Annotated in this window: 28 protein-coding genes; 20 read left to right on the top strand and 8 right to left on the bottom strand. The window is 69.0% G+C overall.

The features are described from left to right. Positions 1-90: 90 nt before the first annotated feature. The 17 genes from KZC52_RS08110 to KZC52_RS08030 all read left to right on the top strand — a co-directional run bounded on the left by KZC52_RS08110 (position 91) and on the right by KZC52_RS08030 (position 12,345). Complete coding sequence (locus KZC52_RS08110) at positions 91-552, top strand: hypothetical protein (RefSeq protein ID WP_247623532.1); 462 nt, start codon at positions 91-93, stop codon at positions 550-552. A 58-nt stretch (positions 553-610) separates the two neighbouring features. Next, entirely contained in the window at positions 611-976 is a 366-nt protein-coding gene (locus tag KZC52_RS08105) for a hypothetical protein (protein ID WP_247623531.1), read from the top strand. Between the two features lie 36 nt (positions 977-1,012). Further along, complete coding sequence (locus KZC52_RS17330) at positions 1,013-1,906, top strand: hypothetical protein (RefSeq protein ID WP_281731245.1); 894 nt, start codon at positions 1,013-1,015, stop codon at positions 1,904-1,906. Between the two features lie 82 nt (positions 1,907-1,988). After that, positions 1,989-2,336 carry a hypothetical protein gene (locus tag KZC52_RS08095; protein ID WP_247623530.1) on the top strand — a complete coding sequence of 116 codons (348 nt, stop codon included), beginning with the start codon at positions 1,989-1,991 and terminating at the stop codon, positions 2,334-2,336. A gap of 17 nt (positions 2,337-2,353) precedes the next feature. Continuing rightward, the gene (locus tag KZC52_RS08090; protein ID WP_247623529.1) at positions 2,354-3,655 is read left to right on the top strand and encodes a hypothetical protein; all 1,302 of its coding nucleotides are present in this window, start codon (positions 2,354-2,356) and stop codon (positions 3,653-3,655) included. After that, on the top strand, positions 3,652-4,245 hold the full coding sequence (locus KZC52_RS08085; protein WP_247623528.1) for a hypothetical protein: 594 nt from the start codon (positions 3,652-3,654) through the stop codon (positions 4,243-4,245). The genes KZC52_RS08090 and KZC52_RS08085 overlap by 4 nt, the downstream gene beginning before the upstream one ends. Positions 4,246-4,282: 37 nt before the next feature. Next, complete coding sequence (locus tag KZC52_RS08080; RefSeq protein ID WP_247623527.1) at positions 4,283-4,951, top strand: hypothetical protein; 669 nt, start codon at positions 4,283-4,285, stop codon at positions 4,949-4,951. Between the two features lie 74 nt (positions 4,952-5,025). Continuing rightward, positions 5,026-5,901: a hypothetical protein gene (locus KZC52_RS08075; RefSeq protein WP_247623526.1), complete on the top strand. Its 876-nt coding sequence runs from the start codon at positions 5,026-5,028 to the stop codon at positions 5,899-5,901. 127 nt (positions 5,902-6,028) lie between these two features. Then, the gene (locus KZC52_RS08070; protein ID WP_247623521.1) at positions 6,029-6,316 is read left to right on the top strand and encodes a WXG100 family type VII secretion target; all 288 of its coding nucleotides are present in this window, start codon (positions 6,029-6,031) and stop codon (positions 6,314-6,316) included. Between the two features lie 76 nt (positions 6,317-6,392). Continuing rightward, on the top strand, positions 6,393-6,695 hold the full coding sequence (locus KZC52_RS08065; protein ID WP_247623525.1) for a hypothetical protein: 303 nt from the start codon (positions 6,393-6,395) through the stop codon (positions 6,693-6,695). Continuing rightward, the gene (locus tag KZC52_RS08060) at positions 6,692-7,819 is read left to right on the top strand and encodes a hypothetical protein (RefSeq protein WP_247623524.1); all 1,128 of its coding nucleotides are present in this window, start codon (positions 6,692-6,694) and stop codon (positions 7,817-7,819) included. The genes KZC52_RS08065 and KZC52_RS08060 overlap by 4 nt, the downstream gene beginning before the upstream one ends. Beyond that, entirely contained in the window at positions 7,816-8,457 is a 642-nt protein-coding gene (locus KZC52_RS08055) for a hypothetical protein (protein WP_247623523.1), read from the top strand. Before KZC52_RS08060 ends, KZC52_RS08055 begins: the two co-directional genes overlap by 4 nt. 4 nt (positions 8,458-8,461) lie before the next feature. Then, positions 8,462-9,127, top strand: a complete 666-nt coding sequence (locus tag KZC52_RS08050) for a hypothetical protein (RefSeq protein ID WP_247623522.1) — start codon at positions 8,462-8,464, stop codon at positions 9,125-9,127. A 122-nt stretch (positions 9,128-9,249) separates the two neighbouring features. Continuing rightward, the gene (locus KZC52_RS08045; RefSeq protein WP_247623521.1) at positions 9,250-9,537 is read left to right on the top strand and encodes a WXG100 family type VII secretion target; all 288 of its coding nucleotides are present in this window, start codon (positions 9,250-9,252) and stop codon (positions 9,535-9,537) included. Between the two features lie 147 nt (positions 9,538-9,684). After that, complete coding sequence (locus tag KZC52_RS08040; RefSeq protein WP_247623520.1) at positions 9,685-10,005, top strand: hypothetical protein; 321 nt, start codon at positions 9,685-9,687, stop codon at positions 10,003-10,005. Then, positions 9,986-11,674: an alpha/beta hydrolase gene (locus KZC52_RS08035; protein ID WP_247623519.1), complete on the top strand. Its 1,689-nt coding sequence runs from the start codon at positions 9,986-9,988 to the stop codon at positions 11,672-11,674. Before KZC52_RS08040 ends, KZC52_RS08035 begins: the two co-directional genes overlap by 20 nt. Positions 11,675-11,715: 41 nt before the next feature. Continuing rightward, positions 11,716-12,345: a hypothetical protein gene (locus KZC52_RS08030; RefSeq protein ID WP_247623518.1), complete on the top strand. Its 630-nt coding sequence runs from the start codon at positions 11,716-11,718 to the stop codon at positions 12,343-12,345. Between the two features lie 7 nt (positions 12,346-12,352). Here KZC52_RS08030 and KZC52_RS08025 read toward each other — a convergent pair whose 3' ends face one another. From KZC52_RS08025 to KZC52_RS08015, 3 genes are all read right to left on the bottom strand, one after another. Continuing rightward, positions 12,353-12,823 (bottom strand): recombinase family protein, encoded by a 471-nt coding sequence (locus KZC52_RS08025; protein ID WP_247623517.1) that lies wholly within the window; start codon positions 12,821-12,823, stop codon positions 12,353-12,355. Positions 12,824-12,899: 76 nt separating this feature from the next. Continuing rightward, a complete protein-coding gene (locus KZC52_RS08020) occupies positions 12,900-13,283 on the bottom strand; it encodes a response regulator (protein WP_247623516.1) in 384 nt (127 codons plus the stop codon). A 116-nt stretch (positions 13,284-13,399) separates the two neighbouring features. Next, the gene (locus KZC52_RS08015; RefSeq protein WP_247623515.1) at positions 13,400-14,389 is read right to left on the bottom strand and encodes a malate dehydrogenase; all 990 of its coding nucleotides are present in this window, start codon (positions 14,387-14,389) and stop codon (positions 13,400-13,402) included. A 45-nt stretch (positions 14,390-14,434) separates the two neighbouring features. Here KZC52_RS08015 and ypfJ point away from each other — a divergent pair, with 45 nt between their 5' ends. Then, on the top strand, positions 14,435-15,322 hold the full coding sequence (ypfJ, locus tag KZC52_RS08010) for a KPN_02809 family neutral zinc metallopeptidase (protein ID WP_247623514.1): 888 nt from the start codon (positions 14,435-14,437) through the stop codon (positions 15,320-15,322). A gap of 18 nt (positions 15,323-15,340) precedes the next feature. Here the strand turns inward: ypfJ and KZC52_RS08005 are convergent, their stop codons facing one another. The 3 genes from KZC52_RS08005 to KZC52_RS07995 form a co-directional block, all read right to left on the bottom strand. After that, complete coding sequence (locus tag KZC52_RS08005) at positions 15,341-17,080, bottom strand: aldehyde dehydrogenase family protein (protein WP_247623513.1); 1,740 nt, start codon at positions 17,078-17,080, stop codon at positions 15,341-15,343. A 28-nt stretch (positions 17,081-17,108) separates the two neighbouring features. Then, entirely contained in the window at positions 17,109-18,485 is a 1,377-nt protein-coding gene (locus tag KZC52_RS08000) for an MFS transporter (RefSeq protein ID WP_247623512.1), read from the bottom strand. Positions 18,486-18,649: 164 nt separating this feature from the next. Then, entirely contained in the window at positions 18,650-18,913 is a 264-nt protein-coding gene (locus tag KZC52_RS07995; RefSeq protein ID WP_247623511.1) for a glutaredoxin domain-containing protein, read from the bottom strand. Between the two features lie 81 nt (positions 18,914-18,994). Between KZC52_RS07995 and KZC52_RS07990 the strand changes: the two genes are divergently transcribed. Next, positions 18,995-19,387: an SIP domain-containing protein gene (locus tag KZC52_RS07990; RefSeq protein WP_247623510.1), complete on the top strand. Its 393-nt coding sequence runs from the start codon at positions 18,995-18,997 to the stop codon at positions 19,385-19,387. A 21-nt stretch (positions 19,388-19,408) separates the two neighbouring features. On the opposite strand, the gene KZC52_RS07985 is transcribed toward KZC52_RS07990, so the two are convergent. After that, positions 19,409-19,858 (bottom strand): FAD synthase family protein, encoded by a 450-nt coding sequence (locus KZC52_RS07985; RefSeq protein ID WP_247623509.1) that lies wholly within the window; start codon positions 19,856-19,858, stop codon positions 19,409-19,411. A 203-nt stretch (positions 19,859-20,061) separates the two neighbouring features. Here KZC52_RS07985 and KZC52_RS07980 point away from each other — a divergent pair, with 203 nt between their 5' ends. Further along, a complete protein-coding gene (locus tag KZC52_RS07980; RefSeq protein WP_247623508.1) occupies positions 20,062-21,228 on the top strand; it encodes a glycosyltransferase in 1,167 nt (388 codons plus the stop codon). Here KZC52_RS07980 and KZC52_RS07975 read toward each other — a convergent pair. Beyond that, positions 21,182-22,441 (bottom strand): hypothetical protein, encoded by a 1,260-nt coding sequence (locus tag KZC52_RS07975; protein WP_247623507.1) that lies wholly within the window; start codon positions 22,439-22,441, stop codon positions 21,182-21,184. The genes KZC52_RS07980 and KZC52_RS07975 overlap by 47 nt on opposite strands. Between the last annotated feature and the right edge of the window lie 10 nt (positions 22,442-22,451).

Genomic DNA, 22,451 nt, shown 5'->3' with positions numbered 1-22,451 from the left:
GGGAGGCCGTGACGCGCCGCCCGCGCAGCATCCGGTCTCCGTTTTCTCGCGTGGCCGAGCGCGGAGGCGCGTGCGTCCTACGCTGGTCGCGTGAGTGTGTTCGGTGCGGTGGTGGAGTTCGAGCGGGGCGTGCTCGAGCGTGACGAGGCGCTGAAGTCGGTCTGGGAGCGTTTCGCGGTGTTGGGTGAGGCGCGGTTGGGGGTGTTGCGGGAGCGTGTGGGGTTTCCGTCGTGGCCGGGGGTGACGTCGGCGTCGGCGTTGAAGGCCGCGTCGGTGGAGGCGGAGGTGTTCGCGGTGCTGGCGGAGTATGCGCGGGAGGCTCGTGGGTTGGTGCGGCCGGGTGATGCGGAGCGGTGGGAGGCGCTGGTGGGCGAGGCGCAGCGTCGGAGCGGTGAGGGTTTTCTGGGTGAGTTGCAGGAGAGCACGGTGGGTGCTGCTCTGTTGCGGGAGCGGTGGGGGTGGGTTCCGCGGTCGAGGTCGCAGCGGGGTGGGATTCCGTGTCAGTGCGGGTTTGCGACCGAGGGGGTGTTGCCGCGGGGCGTTGTGCGATGACTGTCAGGAGACGTTGTTGCGACGCTGGGTCGCGGAGGAGCGGCGACTGCTTCGGGGGATGCCCGAGTACGCGGAAGAGGTCACTGCGGTCATCGAGCGCACCGCGCGAAAACAGGAGCAAGTGTATGTGACCGGCGGCGAGTACACCGCGTCTGAAGCGACTGCGTTTCGTCGAGCGGGAGGCCGCGTGGTCTCCCGCTTGCGTCGACGGCACCGGGAGGAGCTGCGCGGCGTAGAGATGTCTCGATGGGAGACGCTGGGAGCACCTCTCGCCGCCGCGTCGATGCTCGCGTATCGCGAGACGGCGAGCAAGGTCTTGAGACGCGGACTCGGCGCCGCCGCCCTGACTGAGCTCGTCGGACTGGCGCTGCAGGTGAGAGCGCAGCATTCTCGACCGGCGACTGGACGCAAGAGTCGACGGTGAGCGCGTGCGGAGGCGCGCACGGCTTACGCTTTTCGCATGGGTGTGTTCGATGCGGTGGTGGAGTTCGAGCGGGGCGTGCTCGAGCGTGACGAGGCGCTGAAGCCGGTCTGGGAGCGTTTTGCGGCGGCGGGTGAGGCGCGGGTGCGCGAGGTGTCGCGCGATGCGGCGTTTCCGTCGTGGCCGGGGACGACGTCGGCGTCGGCGTTGAAGGCGGCGCTGGTGGAGGCGGAGGTCTTCGCGGTCCTGGCGGAGTATGCGCGGGAGGCGGGGCCGTTGGTGCGTGCGGGCGATGCGGAGCGGTGGGAGGCGCTGGTGCGCGAGGCGCAGCGCCGGAGCGGTGAGGGGTATCTGGGGGAGTTGCACGAGAGCGTCGTGGGTGCCGCGTCGTTACGGGAGCGGTTCGGATGGGCGCCCGCACGGCGCACACAGCGCGGGGGGATCCCGTGCGACTGCGGGTACGCGACGGAAGGGACACGTCCATCGCGTCTCTGCGACGAGTGCGAGGATGCACTGCTGCGGCGATGGGTCGCGGAGGAGCGGCGGATCCTCCGGGGGATGCCCGGTTACGCCCAGGAGATCGCGGCGGTGATCGCCGACACGGAGGCGAAGCAGCGCAGGATCCTGGAGAAAGGGAGCGACGAATACAGCGAGACGTTCGGTCAGCGGAAGGCCGGGGGAAGGCGTCTCGGCCGACTGCACCGGGCGCATCGGAAGGAACTCGACGCTCAGGACCTCCGCCGATGGACGCGGCTCGGCGAGATGGTGGAGCATTCCTCCACCACCAGCATCCGCACCACCGCGGCGAAGACGCGCGGTCGGGGCCTCGGCGCCGGCGGCATCACGGAGCTGGGGATTCTGGCCGATCGCGAGAGCATCCGGGCGCTGACGAAGAAGGCCGAGAACGGCACCGCGCGCCGTGCCGCGCGGTGATCCGCAACATGGGGAGTGCTCCCCATCGTGTGAGACATCGCCGCCCACTAATGTCGTATCGTCCAGGAACTGAGGAGGGGCGATGAGCGGCCAGAGCATGATCGTGCCGATCGAGTATCTGCAGACCACGAGCGAGCAGCTCACGGCGATCGTCAGCGAGTTCGAGTCGGCGTCGGGGCGCCAGGACGACGTCGAGGCCGCCGTCGCGCGGCCCTACGGCGACGGTCGACTCCAGGACCGCTGCCACGACTTCGAGGGCAGCTGGAACGACAGCCGCGACAAGCTGCTGACGAAGCTCAAAGAAGTCGCCCAGCGAGTGCAGGGGACGGTCGACGAGGTCACCAGTCTCGACTCCGAGATGGCGACGTCGATGGAGCAGTCGGGCAGCAGCGCGGGCGGATCCGGCGGTCACGCGCCGGTGGCGTACTGACACGGAGGGGCGGGAAGATGCAGACGCACAGCGGACGCGATGTCGAGGTGGTCGCGGGGGATGCTGCGGCGATCTCCACGCGAGGGTCGCAGATCACCGAGCTCGGCGAGAGCATGGTCGAGGCGGCGAGCACGCTCGAAGGCATCAAGGACGGCACGATCGTCGGGCGCGGATATGCGATGGACAAAATCAAGGAGGTCATCGACGACGTCCACAAAGACCTCGACGAGGCCGGTCGGCGCTACACGCCGGCGGGGTCGACCCTCTCCGCCTACGCGACGGCGCTCGCTCAGGTGCAGTCGCGCATGCAGACGGTGGTCGCGGATTGCGAGTCCAGCCTCACGGCCCTGCAGACGGCGCAGTCGAACGCGGCGGATGCATCGGCCGCGCTGAGCACCCACAACACGAACACGCGTCTGAACCCGCCGGAGGAGGATGCCGCGGCGGCCAACACCGCTGCGGGGCAGGAGCTCGCTTCTGCGGCATCCGGAGCCCAAAGCGCTCTGAGCACGGCATCGAGCGATCACGATGACAACCTCGCCGCTTTCGACGCCGAGTACGACACCTGGCACGAGGCGTACGAGACGGCCGTGTCGGGCCTCACGGATGCCAACGACATCGGCAAGGACTCCACCTGGGAGGACATCGCGGGAGTCCTCGCGGTCGTCGCCGAATGGGTCAGCTGGGTCGGTCTCGCGATTGCGGTGCTCGGCCTCATCATCGGCGGCCCCTTCTTCGCGATCGCCGCCCTGGTCGTCGGCGTCATCGCGCTCGCCCTCACCGTCGCGCTCATGTTCGACGGCCGCAAGGGGTGGGGGGATCTCGCGTGGGCCATCGTCGGAGTTCTCCCGATCGGCAAACTCGGTCAGGGATTGGGCAAGTTCTTCAAGGCGATCCCGAAGCAGCTCACCGGGCCGCTCGGGCAGATTCGCAATATCCACAACATCTCCGCACTGCCGAAGAACGGCTGGCGCGCGGCGAGCAAGCTCAACTTCGCAAACTTCGTCGAGAACGTCTCGCGCACCCGGCTGACGGGGCCGTTCACGCTCGCAGGACTCGGACAGCGATTCCTCGGCGGAGCGAATCGGTCTTTCACCGTCGCGTTCCAGGAGGCCGCTGCGGTCGGTACCGGTTATGGGAACAGGCTCTACACGCAGCTGCCGCAGGCGCTGCAGCAGCTGGCCAAGTCCGATGCTCCCACGCTGTTCGAGCAGGCATGGAACGTCTACAAGTGGGCGGACAAGGGCGTAGCCATGACCAACGGTCGACCGTCCGGTGGCCTCTCGCCCGCTGGCCTGCTGAACGGGATCACCCGATGACGCCGCTTCCCGTCGAGACGGCGACCGATGCGCGATGGGACTTCGCCTACGACGACGAGTGGTTCCTCCCGCTGCCGACCGCCCGCGATCTCGCGGGCGACGGCGGAGAGGAAGCGTGGGTCGACGCGGCGGTCGAGCTCTACGCGACACGTTCGTCTCTCACCGACGGCGATCTGGATGCGATCCGCCTCACGGCGCAAGGCCTCGTCGGGCTCGCGGGCAACGCAGCGACCCAGCTGTGGTTCATCCCCCGCGGGGTGTACAGCGACGTCCTCGTCGAGATCACGGTGGCGGATGCCGAGGCGCTCGATGAGCGCGCTGTGCTGGAAGAGATCGCGACGCTGCCCGACTCCACGGCATCCGAGCTGATCCAACTCGAGACCGACGCGCACGGCAACGGATTCCTGCTGCGCCGCACCTCCGCCGTCGTCGTCGACGGCGCCGCGCGCCCGATCGCCAACTGGACGGTCATGCTCCGTGCGGGAGAATGGGTCATCATGATCGAGGCGATGGGCTCGACCCTCGAGTCCTTCGCCCTCATGGAGGAGCACATCCTCCGCGTGATCGACGGCATCACCCTGCCGGCGTGACCGCCGCCCCGAACAGACCAGCGCGAGGAGCCCTTCGGTGAACGAGATCAACGACCTCGGCGTCGAGATGCAGTTCGGCGTTCCCCCGTTTCGCCTCGTGCTTCCTCCGGGCTGGGTGCGGCACGTGCCCACCAATGCGGCGCAGCAGGAGGACGTGCGCAAGGCGAGTGCGATCTTCATGCAGGCCGGGCGTCCCGACCTCGATGCCGAGTTCCGCACCATGATGGCGCAGGTCAACCAAGTCATGCGCAACACCAAGGTGTTCGCCGTCTACCGGCAGCAGGACGTGCCGATGGAGGAACTGCTCCCCCTGTCGATCACGGCCTCGCTGCTCACGGCCGCCCCCGGCGAGAACCTCGACGGCTGGGTGACCGAGGCCTTCCGCCTGCGGGGCGCCGTCTTCCTCGACGACCACGTCAAGCACATCGTGCGCTGGGTGACCGAGGCGAAGCGCCCATCCGGGGCGTCGTCGATCGACGGCGTCGGCGGACGCACGATCACCTACGTCGTTCCGGTTCCCGGCACGCAGCGCCGGAAGGCGCTCGTGTTCACGTCGACGATCGTCATCCCGGACGGCGACGTGCTGCCCGCCGAGGTGCTCGATGAGCTGGCGCTGCTGAGCGATTCGATCGTCTCGACCTTCGCCTGGGAGAGGGTCGCGGAGGAGGACGCCGTACCCGCGGTCTCGCCCGCTGAAGCCGGTTGAGGGCGTGGCGGACCACCGATGCGTCGCCCGAGCGAACCGATGCTCTGGATCGCCCACGATGCCGAGGGCGAGGCATGAAGCCGGTCGTGCGCCTCTCCGGTGACGATGAGACGGTCACCGCGGTTGCGAACGAAGCGGTGGAAGTGCTTCGCGCACAGCCGCGGGCGGCATCGGCGCTGTTCTCCCGCCTGTGGAACCTGCATCAGCGTCGGCGGCGCTTCGTCTCGGCGTCCGCGGCGCCGGCGATCGCCACCGCGAGCGCGCCGCCACGGGCGCAGTCGAGCGCGGGATATCTCGCCGTGTGGGGAACGCTGCTCGGCATCGGATTGACGGCGGCGCTGGCGTCGGCGGTGATGCTCGGTCCGTCCGACCGCAAGAACGCCTTCACCGACCCCGAGCTGGCCGTGTCGACCGCCGTCGTCGCGGGAGTGATCGCCATACCCGTTCTGCTCGTCGTGCTCTTGCTGCGGGTGCCGGACGTTCGGAGCGCCCGCATCGGTGAGGCGTCGTCGGCGCTGGTCGGCTTGCTGTGCGTCGCGATGCTCGCTATACGCCTCGTCCTCGGTACGGGCGACGACCGCGGGTTCACGCCGGAAGACCTCGCGATCTGGCTGCCGATGACAACGGCTATCACCCTCCTCATCGCGGGGGTCGCGATCCGTAGCGATCGGGTGCGGAGACAGGATGCTGCGCTCACGCCCCGCGCGCGAGCATCCGTCGATCCGGGCGACCTGCGCCAGATGCGGCGTGATGCGGAATGGGCGGCGTCGTCGTCCTCGCCGACGCCCTCCGACAAGGCCGAGTGGTCCCGTCGACTCGACACCCTGGCGAGCGCGGGAATCGACGCCACGACCATCGCCCAGGCGCGCACGCTCGCGCCGGCCGCCTGGGTCGCGTGGCTCGCCTACGACGGCGAGATCGACATCGCCGGCGTCATCCCCCGGCCCTGATTCCGGTTCTTCGCCCGGTTCGGCTCGATGGGGAGGTCTCCCCATCGACGGTGGGGGTGGGGGTTGTTAGGTTTGTGGGTATCGGGCCGGAGGGGTCCGGTTCATTCGATTTCCGGAGGTGTGGACGATGGCCGATTTCGGTGCGTCTTATGCAGAGATGGAGCAGGTGGCGTCGTCGCTGTCGCAGGCTCGTGATGACATTCAGGGTCAGTTGGACACGCTGAAGGGTCAGGTGGACACCCTTCTGGGTGAGGACTTCAAGACGCAGCATGCGTCGGGCAAGTTCGGTGAGGGTTACACGGAGCTGACGACGGGTCTGAAGACCGCGGTCGATGGCATCAATGACATGTCGGAGTCGCTGCTGGGCATGATGCGTGCGATTCAGGACCTCGACACGCAGCTCGCCGGCAGCTGACCGAGCGTTCTTCGTGGGGCGTCGACCGATCGGGTCGGCGCCCCCTTTCGACCGGTGACCAGGGGAGGGGACACGTATGCCTGATGTGAGTATCGACTACTCGGCCATGGAGGCGAGCAAGACCGCGTACGCGAACATGCGCACGTCGTTGGATGCCGCGACCAGCGCTCTCGGCAGCGTCTCCGGCTCGGCCGTTCCGCAGCAGGAGCTGCGGCGCCGTCTCGAAGACCTTCACGATTCGTGGGGTGGCGGCATCGACAAGCTCGGTCGCTACGCGGAAGATGCGAGCACCGGGCTGCAGGGCATCCTCGAGGCGTTCCGCGGGCTCGACTCCGAGCTCGCCGCCAGCATGGAGCCCGAGGAAGGGGCATCCGCATGACCGCGTTCCCCGCTCTGGGATTCGATCCCGCTCCCGGCGATCTCGGCGAGCTCGAGGGCTTCGTGCTCGGGCTCTCGACCGGCTGCGACAGCGTCGACGACGCGCTCGCGATGCTCAACGGCGACGATGACGCCGCCTGGACGGGCGAAGCCGCCGTGGCGTTCCGCGCCGCGATGAGCGAGGACTTCCGTCCGCACCTGGTCGACACGGGTTCGGCCCTGCGCACCTCCCGCGATGCGCTCAGCACCTGGGTAACGCAGCTGACCGGCTACCAGCAGCGCGCTCGCGAGCTCGAGGATCGAGCGGCCACCGCCGCCGCGTCGGTGAGCAGCAAGGCGACCGCGAAGGACAAGGCCGTCGACGGCGCCGACGCCGAGGATGCCGATCCCGACGCCGTGTCGAATGCGACCACTGACCTCGCGACGGCGCAGGGCGCGCTCGACGACGTGATCGCCGAGGCGCAGCGCCTCAAGATCGAGGTCGACGACGACGCGGCGATCGCCGCGCAGCACCTCGTGAGCGCGAGCGACACGCTCAACTCCTATGCGGGCAACGCGTTCTCGAACTTCCTCGAGGGGGCGGGCGACTGGCTGGCGGATGCCGGCGAGTGGCTCATGGACAACGTGGTGCCGATCCTGGAGGACATCCTCCGCGCGGCGCTGCCAATCATCGCCATCCTCTCGCTCTTCATCCCGGTCCTCGGCACCGTGGCGCTCGTCATGGCGATCGCGCTGGTCGCGATCGACGGGCTGCAGGCGCTCACCGGCCGCGGGTCGTGGACGGACTTCGCGATCGGCGCGGTCGGGTTGCTCGCCGGTGGTCTGCTGGGTGTCGCGGCGAAGACGCTCATCGGCCCCGGCGGTGCGGTGCTCATCCCGTCGATCCAGCGCATGACCCCGGCTCTCGCCGGTGGCGGTACGGCGGCGGGAACCCTCGCCGTCACGCTGAACATCAACATGAGCAACATGGTCGCCAACACCTACTGGATGACCAACACCGCCATGGACGCGCACAGCAAGGGGCAGGACTTCGTCGACAGCCTGTTCGGTCCGTGGCAGAACCTCGCCGAACGTGTCGACAACACGGTCCACGGCAACGGCCCGAAGACGGACGACGAGCTGTGAGCGTCGAACAGGCAACCGGCCACCGGGTCTGGCAGCGGATGCCGCAGGGCTGGATCGAGTTCCGTGCCCTCGGCGATCGCTCGCCCGACGAATGGCTGGAGCGTTACCTCGAGGGCGGCAAGGGCTGGCTCCCGGACGAGGCGCGTGAGGCGATCGTCGCCGGCTTCCACGAGGGTGTGCGCACCTTCGCCGACACCGGATTCGACTTCGCCGGGGTGTCGATCGTGCTCGGTGAGCGGCCGGCGGTGTCGTTCCTGTGCACGAACGTGGTCGTGACGGGTCCGGGAGACACTGCGGATGCCGTCTCGCTGCACCGTCTCCTGCCGCTCGGTCGCTTCGGCGACGACGCGACCGCCGAGACCTTCGCGTCGCCGGACGGGCGGGTCGGCACCGTGACGAGCGGACTGGTGTCGCGCGGGGGTATGGACGCGGTCATGACGGTGGGTGAGATCCGTCTTCCCGACGAAGCGGGAACCGTGGTCGTCATGGGCATGTGCTCCGACCCGGCGCAGCGGCAGGAGCTGGCGGTGATGACGGCGTTCGCGCTGTCGATGACGCAGTACCTTCCCGAAGGCGTCGAGCCGCAACTGCCGGAGGGCGCGCGATTCGAGACGCCGCTCGACGACGGCCTAACCTGAATCCATGCCCTTCGCCCTGATCCTCCCGGCCTCGCGTCCTCTCATCGCCGAGACGGGATCCGATGACGCTCGCCCCGTCGAAGCCGACCGCGCCGCCGCGGCGCTGCGGGCGGACTTCGAACGATGGTCGCGGTGGGGTCTCGGCATCCTGGGCTTCGCCCTCGCTGCCGGGGGTTCATTCGTGGCGGTCGGTCTCATCGAGACGGTGCGGATGCTGGGCGGCACGCCCGTCGGCAGCGACCTGGTGACGATCGTGGTCGCCGTCATCGTCACTCTCGCGGGCGTCGCCCTGCTGGTGCTGCTGTGGTGGTCGGGGCGGCGGCTCCTCTCCGCCGCGACCTGGTGGATGCGCCTGCCGTACACGCGCGGAGGGCGCCAGCGCCGCGCCGGCGGTTGGCTGCAGGCTCGCACCGTGAACTTCGAACCGCGGGTGTTCGTGCGGATCGTCACGGCGACCCTGGCACTGCTGATCGCGGTGGGCGGGATCGCACTGTTCGTCCGCGACCTCATCGAGGGGTCGAGCGAGCTGACCGCGGCGGCGGGGGTCGTCGGTGTGATCGCCGCGCTCGCCGGCATCGGTCAGATCGGCGGGGTGATGCGGATCGTGTCCGGTCTCTCGGAGCGGGACCCGCTCTGGGTGCGGATCCGGTCGGGCGTGATCGGCCGCTGACCTCGCCGTCACTCGCGGCTCGATGGGGAGGTCTCCCCATCGACGGTGGGGGTGGGGGTTGTTAGGTTTGTGGGTATCGGGCCGGAGGGGTCCGGTTCATTCGATTTCCGGAGGTGTGGACGATGGCCGATTTCGGTGCGTCTTATGCAGAGATGGAGCAGGTGGCGTCGTCGCTGTCGCAGGCTCGTGATGACATTCAGGGTCAGTTGGACACGCTGAAGGGTCAGGTGGACACCCTTCTGGGTGAGGACTTCAAGACGCAGCATGCGTCGGGCAAGTTCGGTGAGGGTTACACGGAGCTGACGACGGGTCTGAAGACCGCGGTCGATGGCATCAACGACATGTCGGAGTCGCTGCTGGGCATGATGCGTGCGATCCAGGACCTCGACACGCAGCTCGCCGGCAGCTGACCGAGCGCAGTTTTCGAGGGGTCGACGGTTCGCCGTCGGCCCCTCGTCGTGTCCCGACCTCGTTGCCGGTACCGGATGGATGGGGAGTCCTGCCCATCGTGGCATCCCGATATGCCCCACTAGCGTGAAACCACGGAGCACCGGGGGGTGAAGATGTCGGACGTCGCGATCGACAAGGCGGCGCTCGAAGGGGCGATCCTGCAGATCGACCTTTCGATCGGCAATTACGTGATGTATGCGAACGACATCTGGGCCCGCGACACCGGCGTCGGCAACCCAGTGGGGCGCACGAGCCTCCGGGTCATGCTCGAGAACGCACTCGGTCAGGCGTCGATGGAGGCGAAGGCGCAGCACCTCGACGGCATCGCGATCAGCGACCGCCTCAAGAGCATCAACGATTCGTTCGATGACCTCGACGTCTCGCTCGGCGCCGGATGGGATTCCGACTATGTCGCTGACTTCTCCTAATCGCGGCTGGACGCTCGAGGAGATCGAGTACGACAGCGGCTCGCTCGAAGGCATCCATCGTGACCTCGAGACGTTGATCGATGAGGGTGGCAACGCCCGGATCGTGCTGCGCAACATCGACGGCGGACTCGAAGGGCGCGGCGAGAGCATCGATCGCGTTCAGACCGAATCGGGCGCCCTCGCGAGCCGGATGAACCCGACGATCCTCACCCTCGAGCGCATCGCCGATGTCGTGCGCGCCTACGGCGAGGCCGTGGCGCAGCACGCGAAGGCGGCGAACGACCTCATCGACGACATCGAGACGGCCCACGCCGCGAAGGAGACTGCGGCGGCCGATCTCGATGCGGCCGAGCTCGCGCAGCGCCAGTGCACGCCAGACGACACCGCGCAGACCCGCAACACGGCGGAGCAGGGCGTGACGGATGCCGAGAGCGGTCTCGCCTCGGCCACCAGCACCGTCGACGATCTGTGGGAGCAGTGGGAATCGGCGTACTCGCTGTGGGATGAGGCCTATGGGGCTGCGATCTCGGGCCTGGTCCGCTCCGATGGCACGACCCTCAGCGACTCGACGCTCTCGGCGATCGATGCGCTCGCGAACGCCGACAGCCCGGCCGAGGTGGCCGAGATCTGGGACAGCCTCACCGATGCGCAGCGCGCGGCGTTGGCCCGCACCTACCCGGAGTTCGTCGGCAACCTCGAAGGCGTTCCCTACCTCGACCGGTTCCTCGCCAACAAGGCCGCCTACGACCGGGTGATCGAAGGCGGCCCGTATGGCGAGCCACTCGACTCGCAGCTCGAGCAGCTCGGGCGCGAGGTCACGGACTTCGATGGCCAATTGCTGATGTTCCACCCGTTCGAGCACCCGCAGGCAACCGCCGCTGTGATGTACGGCGTGCGCATCGTTGACGATGAAGGCAACCCTGTCGATCCGATGGACGGCATCACCAACGTCAACGTGCTGGTCGGTGGGATGTTCTCGAGCCTCGACGACCTCAAGGCATGGGGGGCGAGTGGCCGCAACCTTAACAAGTTCGCGAACGAGTACGGTGAGGGCGTGGGGTCGGCGACGATTGCCTGGTACGGCTACGACTCCCCGAATCTGGCGACCGAACACGTGATGGGCAGCGCGACCGAGGGCGCGGCGAGGCTCAGTTCCACGCTGCGAGGGCTCGACAACGAGGTTTCTTCACAGGTCACGACGTCGGTGATCGGGCACTCATACGGCAGCACGACCGCGTTCCTCGCGGTGGGCGGATCGCCCGACAACCTTGGAGTCGACAACCTCATCGCAGTCGGGTCGGCAGGCGTCCCCGACGGGTATCACGCAGGCTGGACCGGAGACGCGCCAATGGACTACTCCGGCACGCAAATCTACGCCTCGCGTGCTCCCGGGGATGTGGTCGCACGGTACGGGGAGCACAGCTCGTTCGGCCACGGGATGAATCCCGAGGCGTTGCCGGGTGCGGTCAGTTTCGAAAGCGACGGGGGTGAGGTACCGAGCCTGGGCGGTGGTACCGAGATGGCGGTCGGAACACCCGGGCACGCGGCCCACGACGGCGGCAACACGGTGTGGGGGTGGTGGGAAGCGGGTAACGGGTACCTTTCTCGCGACTCGGAATCGTTCCGTAACATTGCCAACATCATCGCCACCGGCGAGCCGATCGATTGACTGGTACGCGGTGACGATACACGAGGAGTAGAGGCGTGCAGATGAGGAAGCGCTGGCGGGTGTCCGCTGCTGTGGTGGTGTTGTCGGTTGCCCTTACGGGGTGTGTGAACGGAGGCGGAATGATTCCCACGGGTGACGAGCTTGTTGCTCAGTCGAAGCAGCACTACTTCGACTACCGGGCCATCACGAATGATGTCCAGGCGCTCATCTACGACGGGCCCTGGGAGTCGGATATCGGTTTGTTCGGGATGCAGCCTTCGGGCGCCGGGTGCGGTGACGACAGTTACAATTTCGATCTCACCCGCAACACGAAGATCGATCCGGATAAGCGGGATGGGATGCGCGAGAAGGTGCAGGATTATCTTGCCGATGCGGGCTTCGAGGTGGAGGGTCAGGAACTCGGCTCCGGTGACGCGCAGTCGTCCGATGTGATCGTGCGTCGGCAGGGCGACTTCTCGTTGCTGATGGTGACGTTCATCGCCAACGGCTCGGTTCTCGTCACCGCGACCACAAAATGCTGGCCCGGCGACCCGGCAGAGCTCAGCAAGCTCATCTTCGGCGGTGTCACCCTCTCGGAGGGGTATCTGCCGCGAGAGGAGTCGCCGAGCGATCCGCTCTTCTTCGGCGTCACGCCAGGTGAGCCGGCCTTCGGCCCCACACCCGCACCGTAAGCGTTCGTCAGCGCGCGAGATCCGCCAGGTGGCGCGCGTCGTGGTTGAGCACCTTGACGATGATGCCGCGGCGACGGAGGTCGGCGACCGTGCGCGACTCCTCTTCGCCGTCGCGCCCGAGCGCGTGCGTGTTCGCGACGACGAGCACGTCGCCCTTGTGCAGGGTGTCGATGAGGCGGGCGAGACGATCGCCCCAGCTCTCGAGGATGTCGGGTGCCGGGTGACGGAACCCCTCGATCGGAACGCCGAAGCGCGTGAGATCATCGCGCTGCTGCACGACCGGAGGCATGCCCTCGCGGGAGACCACGAGTCCGACGAGGCGTGAACCGTCGGGGCGAGCGAGCCAGAAGTCGCGGTTCTGCTGCAGTTCGGTGAAGCACTTGGGGCACTCCGCCGCGGCGTGCGGCAGGTGCAGCGGGCTCGTCAGCGCGTCATCGACCGATGCCGTGCCGGTGGTCCGGTCTGTCGTCTCGCTCATGGGCGCACCTCCGGACTCCATTCTGCCCTGTCGGTGCCGAATCCGTATCGACTCCGCCGACGGGATCGGATGCCGCTCAGAGCTGTTGCAGGCGACGGGGAGGTCCCTCGAGCCGGGCGATCGTGATCTTCACGTCGACCAGCTCGTGCTCGACGCCGAGGAGGCGTTCCTCCACCCGGTCAATGCGGGCGTCGACTCGATCGAGTCGGGCGTCCACCTGGTCGAATCGGCGATCGACCTGCTCGAACCGGGCGTCCACCTGGTCGAACCGGGCGTCGACCTGCTCGAACCGGGCGTCGACCTGCTCGAACCGGGCGTCGATCCGCGCATCCATCTGCACGAATCGCGCGTCCAGACCGCGCGTCTGGTGGGCGAGCATCGCGCCCACGCCGCTGAGCACCGTCGCCGTGAAGGCGAAGAGCGCGATGATCATTCCGATCGTGTCAGGAGACAAGGTCACCGGTCCATTCTGCTCCGCGGAGCGTCGTCAGTCCAGTAACCATATGTTGGCGAATCGCGTACGTGTGGGGACAGTGGATAAGTCGGTTATCCACACGTTCGCGCCGGAAGAGTGGATCAGATCAGACCGAGCGACCGCACCGCATCGCGCTCCTCGACGAGTTCGGCGACCGAGGCGTCGATCCGCCGCCGGGCGTCCTCGCCGATCTCCAGAGCCTCGACGACCCGCCACTCGCCGTCGACCGCACGCACGGGGAACGACGAGATCAGGCCCGCGGGCACCCCGTACTCACCGTGCGAGACGACGCCGGCCGAGGTCCAGTCCTCGGTGCCGCGCACCCAGTCGCGCACGTGGTCGATCGTGGCGCTCGCCGCCGAGGCGACCGACGACGACCCGCGCACCCGGATGATCTCGGCACCCCGCTTGGCGACCCGCGGGATGAAAGTCTCGTCCAACCACGCCGGCACGTCGCCGACGATCGCGGCGAGAGCCTCCGCCGCAGGCTCGCCCGCCACGGTCGCGTGCGACACGTCGGGGAACTGCGTCGCGGAGTGGTTGCCCCAGATCGGCAGGCGCCCCACCGTCGCGACAGGCACGCCCAGCGTCTGTGCGAACTGCGCCCTGGCGCGGTTCTCATCGAGGCGAGTCAGCGCCGTGAATCGTTCGGCCGGCACGCCGTCGGCGGATGCCGCGGCGATGAGCGCGTTCGTGTTCGCGGGGTTCCCGACGACCGTGACCCGCACGCCGGGTGCCGCGTTCGCGGCGATCGCCGCCCCCTGCGGGCCGAAGATACCACCGTTCGCGGCGAGCAGGTCGCCCCGCTCCATGCCGGGTCCGCGCGGGCGCGCGCCCACGAGCAGCGCGAGGTCGGCACCGTCGAAGCCGATCGCCGCGTCATCCGTCACCTCGACGTGCTCGAGCAGCCCGAAAGCGCCGTCCTGCAGCTCGAGCGCCGCGCCCTCCGCCGCTCCGATCCCCTGCGGGATCTCGAGCAGCCGCAGCCGCACCTTCTCGTCCGGTCCGAGCAGGTCTCCCGCCGCGATGCGGAACAGCAGCGCGTAGCCGATCTGTCCGCCCGCGCCCGTGATGGTGATCGTCGTGGTCATATCCCGAGCCTACGACCGTCCGAGGGGCGGAGTACCCTCGGAGCCATGACGTTCAACCCCGACGCCGACCTGTCGACCAACACCACGCGCCGCCGCGGTCGCAACGCGGCGATCGCGGGAGGCACAGGAGTCGGGGTGCTCGGCCTCATCGCCCTGATCGCGGGGCCGCTGCTCGGGATCGACCTGACGGGGCTTCTCGGCGGCGGTACGTCGACGGGCGGTTCGGGCTCCGACTCCGGGAGCTCGGTCATCGAGAACTGCGACACGGGGCAGGACGCGAACGAGAACGTCGACTGCCGCATGGCCGGCGCACAGGTCGCACTCGACGCGTTCTGGGAAGACAACGTCGAGGGGTACGTGCCGCCGACCCTGACGGTGGTCGACGGTGCGACCTCGACGCAGTGCGGCACCGCCTCCAACGCCGTCGGGCCGTTCTACTGCCCGCCCGAGCAGGGCGTCTACCTCGACCCCACGTTCTTCTCGCTCATGCAGCAGCAGTTCGGGGCATCCGCCGGCAACCTCGCCCAGCTCTACATCGTGGGTCACGAGTGGGGCCACCACATCCAGAACATCGTCGGCACGATGGATCAGTACCCGAACAACGGCACCGGAGAGGGCAGCAACGGCGTGCGCATGGAGTTGCAGGCGGACTGCTACGCCGGTGCCTGGATCGGGCGGATCTCCGAGCAGACGGACGCCGACGGTACGCCGTACCTGCAACCGACCACCGAGGAGCAGCGGCGGGACGCATTGGATGCCGCTGCCGCGGTGGGAGACGACCACATCCAGGAGATGTCGGGCGTTTCGAACCCCGACAGCTGGACGCACGGGTCGAGCGAGCAGCGGCAGTATTGGTTCGCGCTCGGCTACAGCGAGGGCCTGGGGGTCTGCGCCGAGACGTTCACCCGCTCGGTCGACGACCTCGACCCCTGAGACTGACCCAGGGGTGCGTCAGGCGCGCAGCGCCGCCAGCAGGGTCTTCACGAGGCCTCCCACGCCGCCGCTTGCGCGGAATCGGGTGAGCCCCTCGCTCACCTCGGCGCCGGTGCGCGAGGTCACGAACCACGGGGGCGTCGGCAGGATCGTGACTCGACCGCCGCCGTTGAGGCCCGGCGCGGAGCGCGGGAACGGCCGGAACGGGCCACGCAGCACCGATCGCTCGACCCGATCGAGCAGCAGGGCGTTGTGCACGACGCCGATGCCGCTGCCGACGTCGTCGATCGTGCTGCCGGGGAAAGCGCCCCAGGTCAATGTCGGGGTGATGAACGCGAAGCCGGTCCAGCCGTTGATCGCGATCGATCCGTACCGGAGGTCGGCGATCGCTCTCTCGAATCCGGTGCCGAGCGACTTCTCGGTCGCCGGGTCGATGAGCACGTTCGCCCCGAGCGTGCCCTGCAGCTCGTCGTTCGCGTAGGCGACGGCGGCGTCGAGGAACTCCTGGCCCGTCCCGGCGACGCTCACGACGCCGAGGACCGGTGCGAAGTACTCGGTGCTCTGCAGGGCCGAGGCGTCGTCGTCGCCGTCGATCTCCACGAGCAGCCGGTCGCCGAGCACGAGGGCATCGGGGTAGGCATCGGATGCCTCGTGCATGCGGTTCGTCGACCCCGGGTACCAGGTGGGTCGCTCGGGCGCGCTCGCATAGGCCCGACGGAGCGCGGCGCGGAAGGCATCCGCCTGGTCCCAGTCCTCCGACAGGATCACGACCTGCCCGGCGATGCAGTTGTGGCCGCTGTTCTGCAGCCGCATGGTCGCGACGTGCTCTGCCTGGTACCGCAGGTCGGCCTCGGACCAGTCGCCGGGCACGACGATGATCGGCGAGACCCCGCCGAGCTCGGCCGTGATCGGCTTCGACATCGACGGCTTCTTGCGGCGGGCGCCGCGCGCGGTCTTCGGGCCCCAGACGATCGCGTCGAACGTCGCCGCGGACCCGGTGATGTGCACGTGCGAGAGGTCGGGATGCGCCGTGAGGTAGGCGCCGACCGCCGGGCCGCCGCGCACGATGCGCAGGAACCCCGGCTCGATGAGCGGGGCGAGCGCGCGCTTGTAGATCGGCACGAGGGGATCCTGCGTCGGGTTCACCTTGAGCAGCGCGGTGCGGTTCGAGGCGAGCAGTTCGTAGAGCACGTCGAGCACGGGGATCGAGGTGACGTTGCCTGCGCCGAGCACGAGCCCCACTCCGCCGGAGACGGTCGGCGTGCGCTGGCCGAGCCCGGCGGCGGCTCGGGCCGCGCGCGGTGTCGTGCCCGGTTCGAGCCAGACCTCGCCGGTGAATCCCGACAGCAGGAAGCGATCGATGCCGGTGAGGGGGAACGCGTGCACGCGCGTGCGGCCGCCGGGGGCGCGGTCGATGGTGATTCCGTCGAGCGGGTTGGCGCCGCGGGCGAGCCGCGAGAGCGTCTCGATGTAGGCGTCGAGCGCGCCGAGCACACCGTAGGGCCCGCTCAGCCATTCCTCGCCACGGAGCGGATGCCGCGCATCGAGCCCCTTCGTCGCCGCGGCGGTCGTCGCCCAGTCCTCGGCGGTCGCGGCCACGCTCGTGCGCACCTGACGCAGCAGCGTCACGCGCTGCGCGACCGTGAGCGCCGACCACACTCGGGCGCCCGTGTGCAGGTCGTCGATCGCCGTGTCGAGCCGCGCGTGCTCGCTCTCGCCGATCTCGGGCGTGGTCGTGGCGACGGGCGTGGAGGTCACGGGCGGCTCCTTCGAACGGGATCCCAGCTTATGCGTCGATGTCGTGGCGGCGCAGGCGGTAACGGTGAAGAGGCAGGAGGCTCGCGAGCATGATCAGTGCGGGAAGGATGCTGAAACTGAGCACGATGCCGGTGATGGCGGCATCCGGCTGCTCGACCGTCGTGCCCGCGACCGTCGAGACGTACCCGGTCAGGGCGAGGGTGAGCGAGACCGTCGTCGCACCGAGAGCGAAGCCGACCGTCTCCCCGGCGGTCCAGATGCCGGTGAAGGTGCCCGCGCGCCCGCTGCCGTGGGTGCGCTCGTCGTGCGAGATGACGTCGGGCAACATCGCCATCGGCAGCGACTGCAGACCGGCGTAGGCGATTCCGGCCACCGCGACGGAGGCGTAGATCCAGGCGCCGGGCGTCCAGACTGCGATCGTGAGGGACGCCGCGGCGAGAGTGAACAGCACGCTCGCGATGCCGAACGCGCGCTCCTTGCCGACCCGCCGGGCGATGACCGTCCAGGCGGGCGTCGCCACGAGCGCAGGGCCGACGAGCGCGACGAACACGAACGTCACGGCGTCCTCCGACCGCAGTACCCAGGTCGCCACGTACTGCGCCCCGGCGAGCATGGTGCCGGTCGCGAGCGCCTGCAGCAGGAACGCGCCCAGCAGCGCACGGAACGGTTGGCTGCGCCGCAGCGCCCGGAACCCCGAGGCGTACTGCTCTCGGATGCCGGCGGCCGGGGCCACCGCGCTCTCGTCGCCGACGCGGCGTGCGGCTGCGGCATCCGCCGTGCGCGTCGCCACGAACATGCCGATGCCGATCGCGAGTCCCGCGACGATCCCCATCAGCAGATATCCGAGCACGGGGTCGTCGCCCGCCTTGCGCAGTGCGGGGCCACCCGCGCCGAACAGGAGGATGGATGCCGTCAGCACCACGACCCGCCAACCGAGCAGGCGCGTGCGCTCGTCGTAACCGTCGGTGAGCTCGGCGGGCAGCGCGACGTACGGCACCTGGAACAGGCTGAACGACGTCGCCGTGGCGAGGAAGGCGAGCAGCACGCACACCGCACCGGCCATCGGCCCCCACGATGGAGGCACCGCGAACGTCAGCGCGAAGAACACGGGCAGCGTGACGGCGCCCAGCACCATGAACCCGCGACGCGAGCCGGTGCGCGCGAGCTGACGGTCGGAGGCCGCGCCGATCAGCGGGTCGATCACGACGTCCCAGATCTTGGCGGCGGTGACGATGACTCCGGCGGCCAGAGCGGCGACCCCGAGGTTGTCGGTGAGGAAGTACGTCAGCACCAGCCCGGGCAGCGTGGCGTATCCGCCGGTGCCGACGGACCCGATCGCGTACAGCACGATCGTGCGCGCGGACAGGCGGACGGATGCTCGTTCGGGCCGAGCCTCTGTGCTCATCGCGCCAGTGTAGCGGTGGCCCTTCGTCTCGTCGCCCCGGCACAACCTCGGAGATTGCACACGGCACGCCGCTGAATCGGATGCCGTCGCGGGGCGGCGCTCCGGAACTCCGAAGTTGTGCGGGCGCGGCGCTCCGGAACTCCGAAGTTGTGCCGACGCGGCGCTCAGATCAGGGAGAGCTCGCGCAGCTTCGCCTCGACGTCGGCGTTCGACGGCTCGACCTGGTGGGAGGAGTCGGGGTACAGGACGACGGGGATGTTCGTGCGGCCGGAGATGTCCTTCGCGACGTCGGCACCGGAGGGGTCGGCGACGAGATCGACGTACGTGTACTCGACGCCGAGGTCGTCGAGCTGCTTCTTGGTGCGGATGCAGTCGCGGCACCAGTCGGCGCCGAACATCGTGATGGTGGATTCAGCAGGAGAAGTCATGACACAAGCGTAGAACGCCCTGGCGGGGAGAGGGCCGAGAAGGGCTTGTCGGTAAGGGTAGGCTTACCTATAATCGAAGCCATGAACCACGCGAGCGAGCACCTGGACGACCCCGACTGGGAGAACATCGAGGGCGCTGTGCTCGTCGCCGGAGACGCGGCGGACGCCGGGGTGATCGCGGGGATCGCCGCCCGACTGCCGTGGGACGCGACCGGCGTGATCCTGCTCGAAGCGGCCGCGCGAATCCAGATGCGTCACATCGACGTGCCCGACGGGGTGTCGGTGCGCTGGCTCGTGCGCGGTGACGGCATCCGCGCGCACACCAAGGGTGAGCGCCTCGCCAATGCCGTGCACTCGTGGTGCGTCGAGTGGGCGTGCAGCGAGCCGCCGGCGCAGTGGACCGTCTGGCTGGGGCCGCACACGCCACCCCACGTGGCGCGCATGGCCCGCAGCCTGCTCGGCGTCGCGAACTGACTCCGTCGGCGAACCGGCCCGTCAGCGCGCGAGCGCCGGAGCCCCCGCACCCGCGGTGATCGCGTCGAGCGCTCGCCGCAGCGATGAGCTCGAGGTGTGCGCCGTGTACGGGAAGTACACGACCTCGACGCCGACGCGCGCGAACTCGCGCTCGAGCCGCAGCCCCTTCTCGGTGCCGCGCCAGTCGTCGCCCTTGAAGAAGTGCGTGAAGCGCACGTCTTCCCAGGCATCCAGCTTCGACGGCGTCGTCTCGACGTGCACGTCGTCGACGAACGAGATGTGTCGCACGATCTCCGCGCGCTCCGCCGTCGGGATGACGGGCTCGATGCCCTTCACCTCGCGCAGCATCTCGTCGCTCACGACGCCGGCGATCAGAATGTCGCACTGCTGCTTGGCGTGGCGCAGAAGGTTCAGATGCCCCACGTGGAACAGGTCGAAAGCTCCCGCGGCATAGCCGATACGCGTCCCCATGATCTCCCCAGATCAGTGATTCCCCAGTAGGCGGATCCCCATCCACCTGCGACTCCCACAGCCGCACGGGTCAGTCTAGACCTCCCACGCGCGAAAGCGCACCCCCGGATGCGGGCGCGCGGCAGGGCGAGGTCAGGTTTCGAGCCCATAGGAACCCGTGGCACGATGAGATGCCGCACAGCGGCGCGCGCAGAGGGGGCGACATGGACACGAAGGTCACGGTCATCGTGCCCACCTTCAACGAACGCGAGAACGTCGCCGAGCTCGTCGCCCGCACCGCCGCCGCGCTGACGGGGTACGACGCCGAGATCCTCTTCGTCGACGACAGCAGCGACGACACCGCCGACGAGGTCGCGCGGGTCGCCGCGGATGCTCCGTTGCCCGTGCGCGTGATCCATCGGGTCGAGAACACGGGTGGGCTCGGCGGCGCCGTCGTGGTCGGCCTGGAGGCCGCGGCATCCGATCTCTGCATCGTCATGGACGGCGACCTGCAGCATCCTCCCGAACTCCTGCCCGTCCTGCTCGCCCGGCAGGCCGAGGGCGATGCCGACGTCGTCGCCGCCTCGCGCTACATCGGTGGTGGCGACACGAGTGGGCTCGGCACCGCGGTGCGCTTCGGCGTCTCGCGCGCGGCCACCTGGCTGACGCGGGCCATGTTCCCGATCCGCCTCGCCCGCAGCACCGACCCGATGACCGGGTTCTTCCTCGTCGACCGGAGTCGCCTCGACCTCTCGACGCTCCAGCCGCAGGGCTTCAAGATCCTGCTCGAGATCCTCGCGCGCACCGATCTGCGCATCGCCGAGGTGCCGATGGAATTCGCGGAGCGGCGCCACGGCACCTCCAAGGCGAGCCTGCGCCAGGGCGGCACGTTCATCGCGCATCTCGCTCGACTGCGCTTCGGCAAGATGTCGCTGTTCGCCCTGATCGGCGCGGTGGGCGCCGTCGCGAACCTCGCCATCATGTGGCTGCTGACGGCGGCCGGCGTGCCGTACATCTGGGCGGCGATCATCGGGGCGGTCGTCACGATCGTCGGCAACTTCCTGCTGCAGGAGCGGTTCGTCTTCGCCGACATGCGCACGAATGCCCGCGGCGTGTGGCAGCGCTTCGCGGCATCGTTCGCGTTCAACAGCATCGAGGCGGCGCTGCGCATCCCGGTGATGGCGCTGATGGTCGAGACCTGGCACATCTCGAGCGTCCTCGCGACGGGGCTCTCGCTGATCGTCGCGTTCTTCGCGCGGTTCCTGTTCCACTCGCTGGTGGTCTACGCGCCGCGACGCCGGGGGCAGAGCGGCGAGCCGAAACCCGACACCGCCACGCTGCGCATCATCCGTGCGATCGACGAAGAGGCGATGCGTCCGGGCGAGCTCTGACCCCGCTCGCCTCGCGACGGGATGCCAGCCGCGCCACCGGGATCGCCGTGAGCGCGAAGAGCAGTGCCAGGGTGCGCGACGACGTCAGCAGCGGGCTGAAGAACGTGTCCCAGGCGCCGAGCAGCACGAGCCACACCGCGATCCCGGCGGCGGCCTTGACCGAGACGCTGCGCGCGACGGCGTAGATCGCGCACCCGATCAGCGCGACGGCGAAGATCGCCCCGACCGGGCCGAAGCGCAGCCACAGGTCGCCGACCACCGAGTGCACCTCGTACTGGCCGCCGAACATGTATCCCTCGACGTAGCCGTTGTCGGGGTCGTAGTTCAGCTCGCTCATGCCGGTCTTCGCGATCCACACGTCGTGCGAGACGGGGAGCACTCCGCTGCCGAACCCCTGCGGCCGCTCGGCGACGAGCGCGGTCGCCGCTCCGAGTTCGGGGCGTCCGCCGGCGATGAGCGACCCGGAGGTGTCGATCTGCGCCTGGGTGCGCTGCTGGGCGGCGTCGCCGAGCGCCCCCTCCAGGATCAGCGCCTGCAGCAGGCTGAAGGCTGCGAGGCTCAGCACGCCGAGCAGCACGAGAGTCTGCAACGGGCGAGGCCGCCGGGTTCCCGGCGGCATGAACATCTGCCACAGCACGATGACGGCGGCCAGCAGCAGGAACGAGGTCATCGATCGGGAGTCCGACGCCAGGCACACCACGGCGAGCGCCCCGAGCGCGAGCAGGTCGAGCCACCGCCGTCCGCTCATCGCGGTGAGACCGAGCACGATGATGATCACGGGCACCGCGAGCGAGTACTTCCAGAGGTTCGCCGAGTTGCCGCCCGTGAGAACCACGTTCGCCAACGCCCCGACGCCGAACGCCACGGCGGTGCCGCCGAGACCGATCTGCGTGCGCGCCCACAGCAGCACTCCGATACCGCCGGCGAGCGAGAGCAACGTGAAAGTCTGCTCGAGCAGCAGGCTCGTCGACACCGGGCGCATGGTCTCGAACAGCGTGAGCACCCCGCCCCACACGGCGGCGATCGCGGCGAGGGCGAGCAGCAGGCGGGCGAAGCGGAACCTCGCCAGCACGTGCCACCACACCGGCAGCAGCACGACGGCGGCGATCAGCGAGAGGCTCACGCCCGGCCCGAACTGGTACCGGACCGCGGTCGCTGCCGCAGCGGCCGCCGCGACGATCGAGGTGGTCGTGTACTGCTCGGCGCGCCCCATTCCGGGTGTG

Origin of the sequence: Microbacterium galbinum (assembly GCF_023091225.1) — a bacterium.
In the GTDB taxonomy this organism is placed as follows: Bacteria; Actinomycetota; Actinomycetes; order Actinomycetales; family Microbacteriaceae; genus Microbacterium; species Microbacterium galbinum.
Note: the sequence above shows the minus strand (reverse complement) of the source record. Positions and strands in the feature narration are given on the sequence as shown.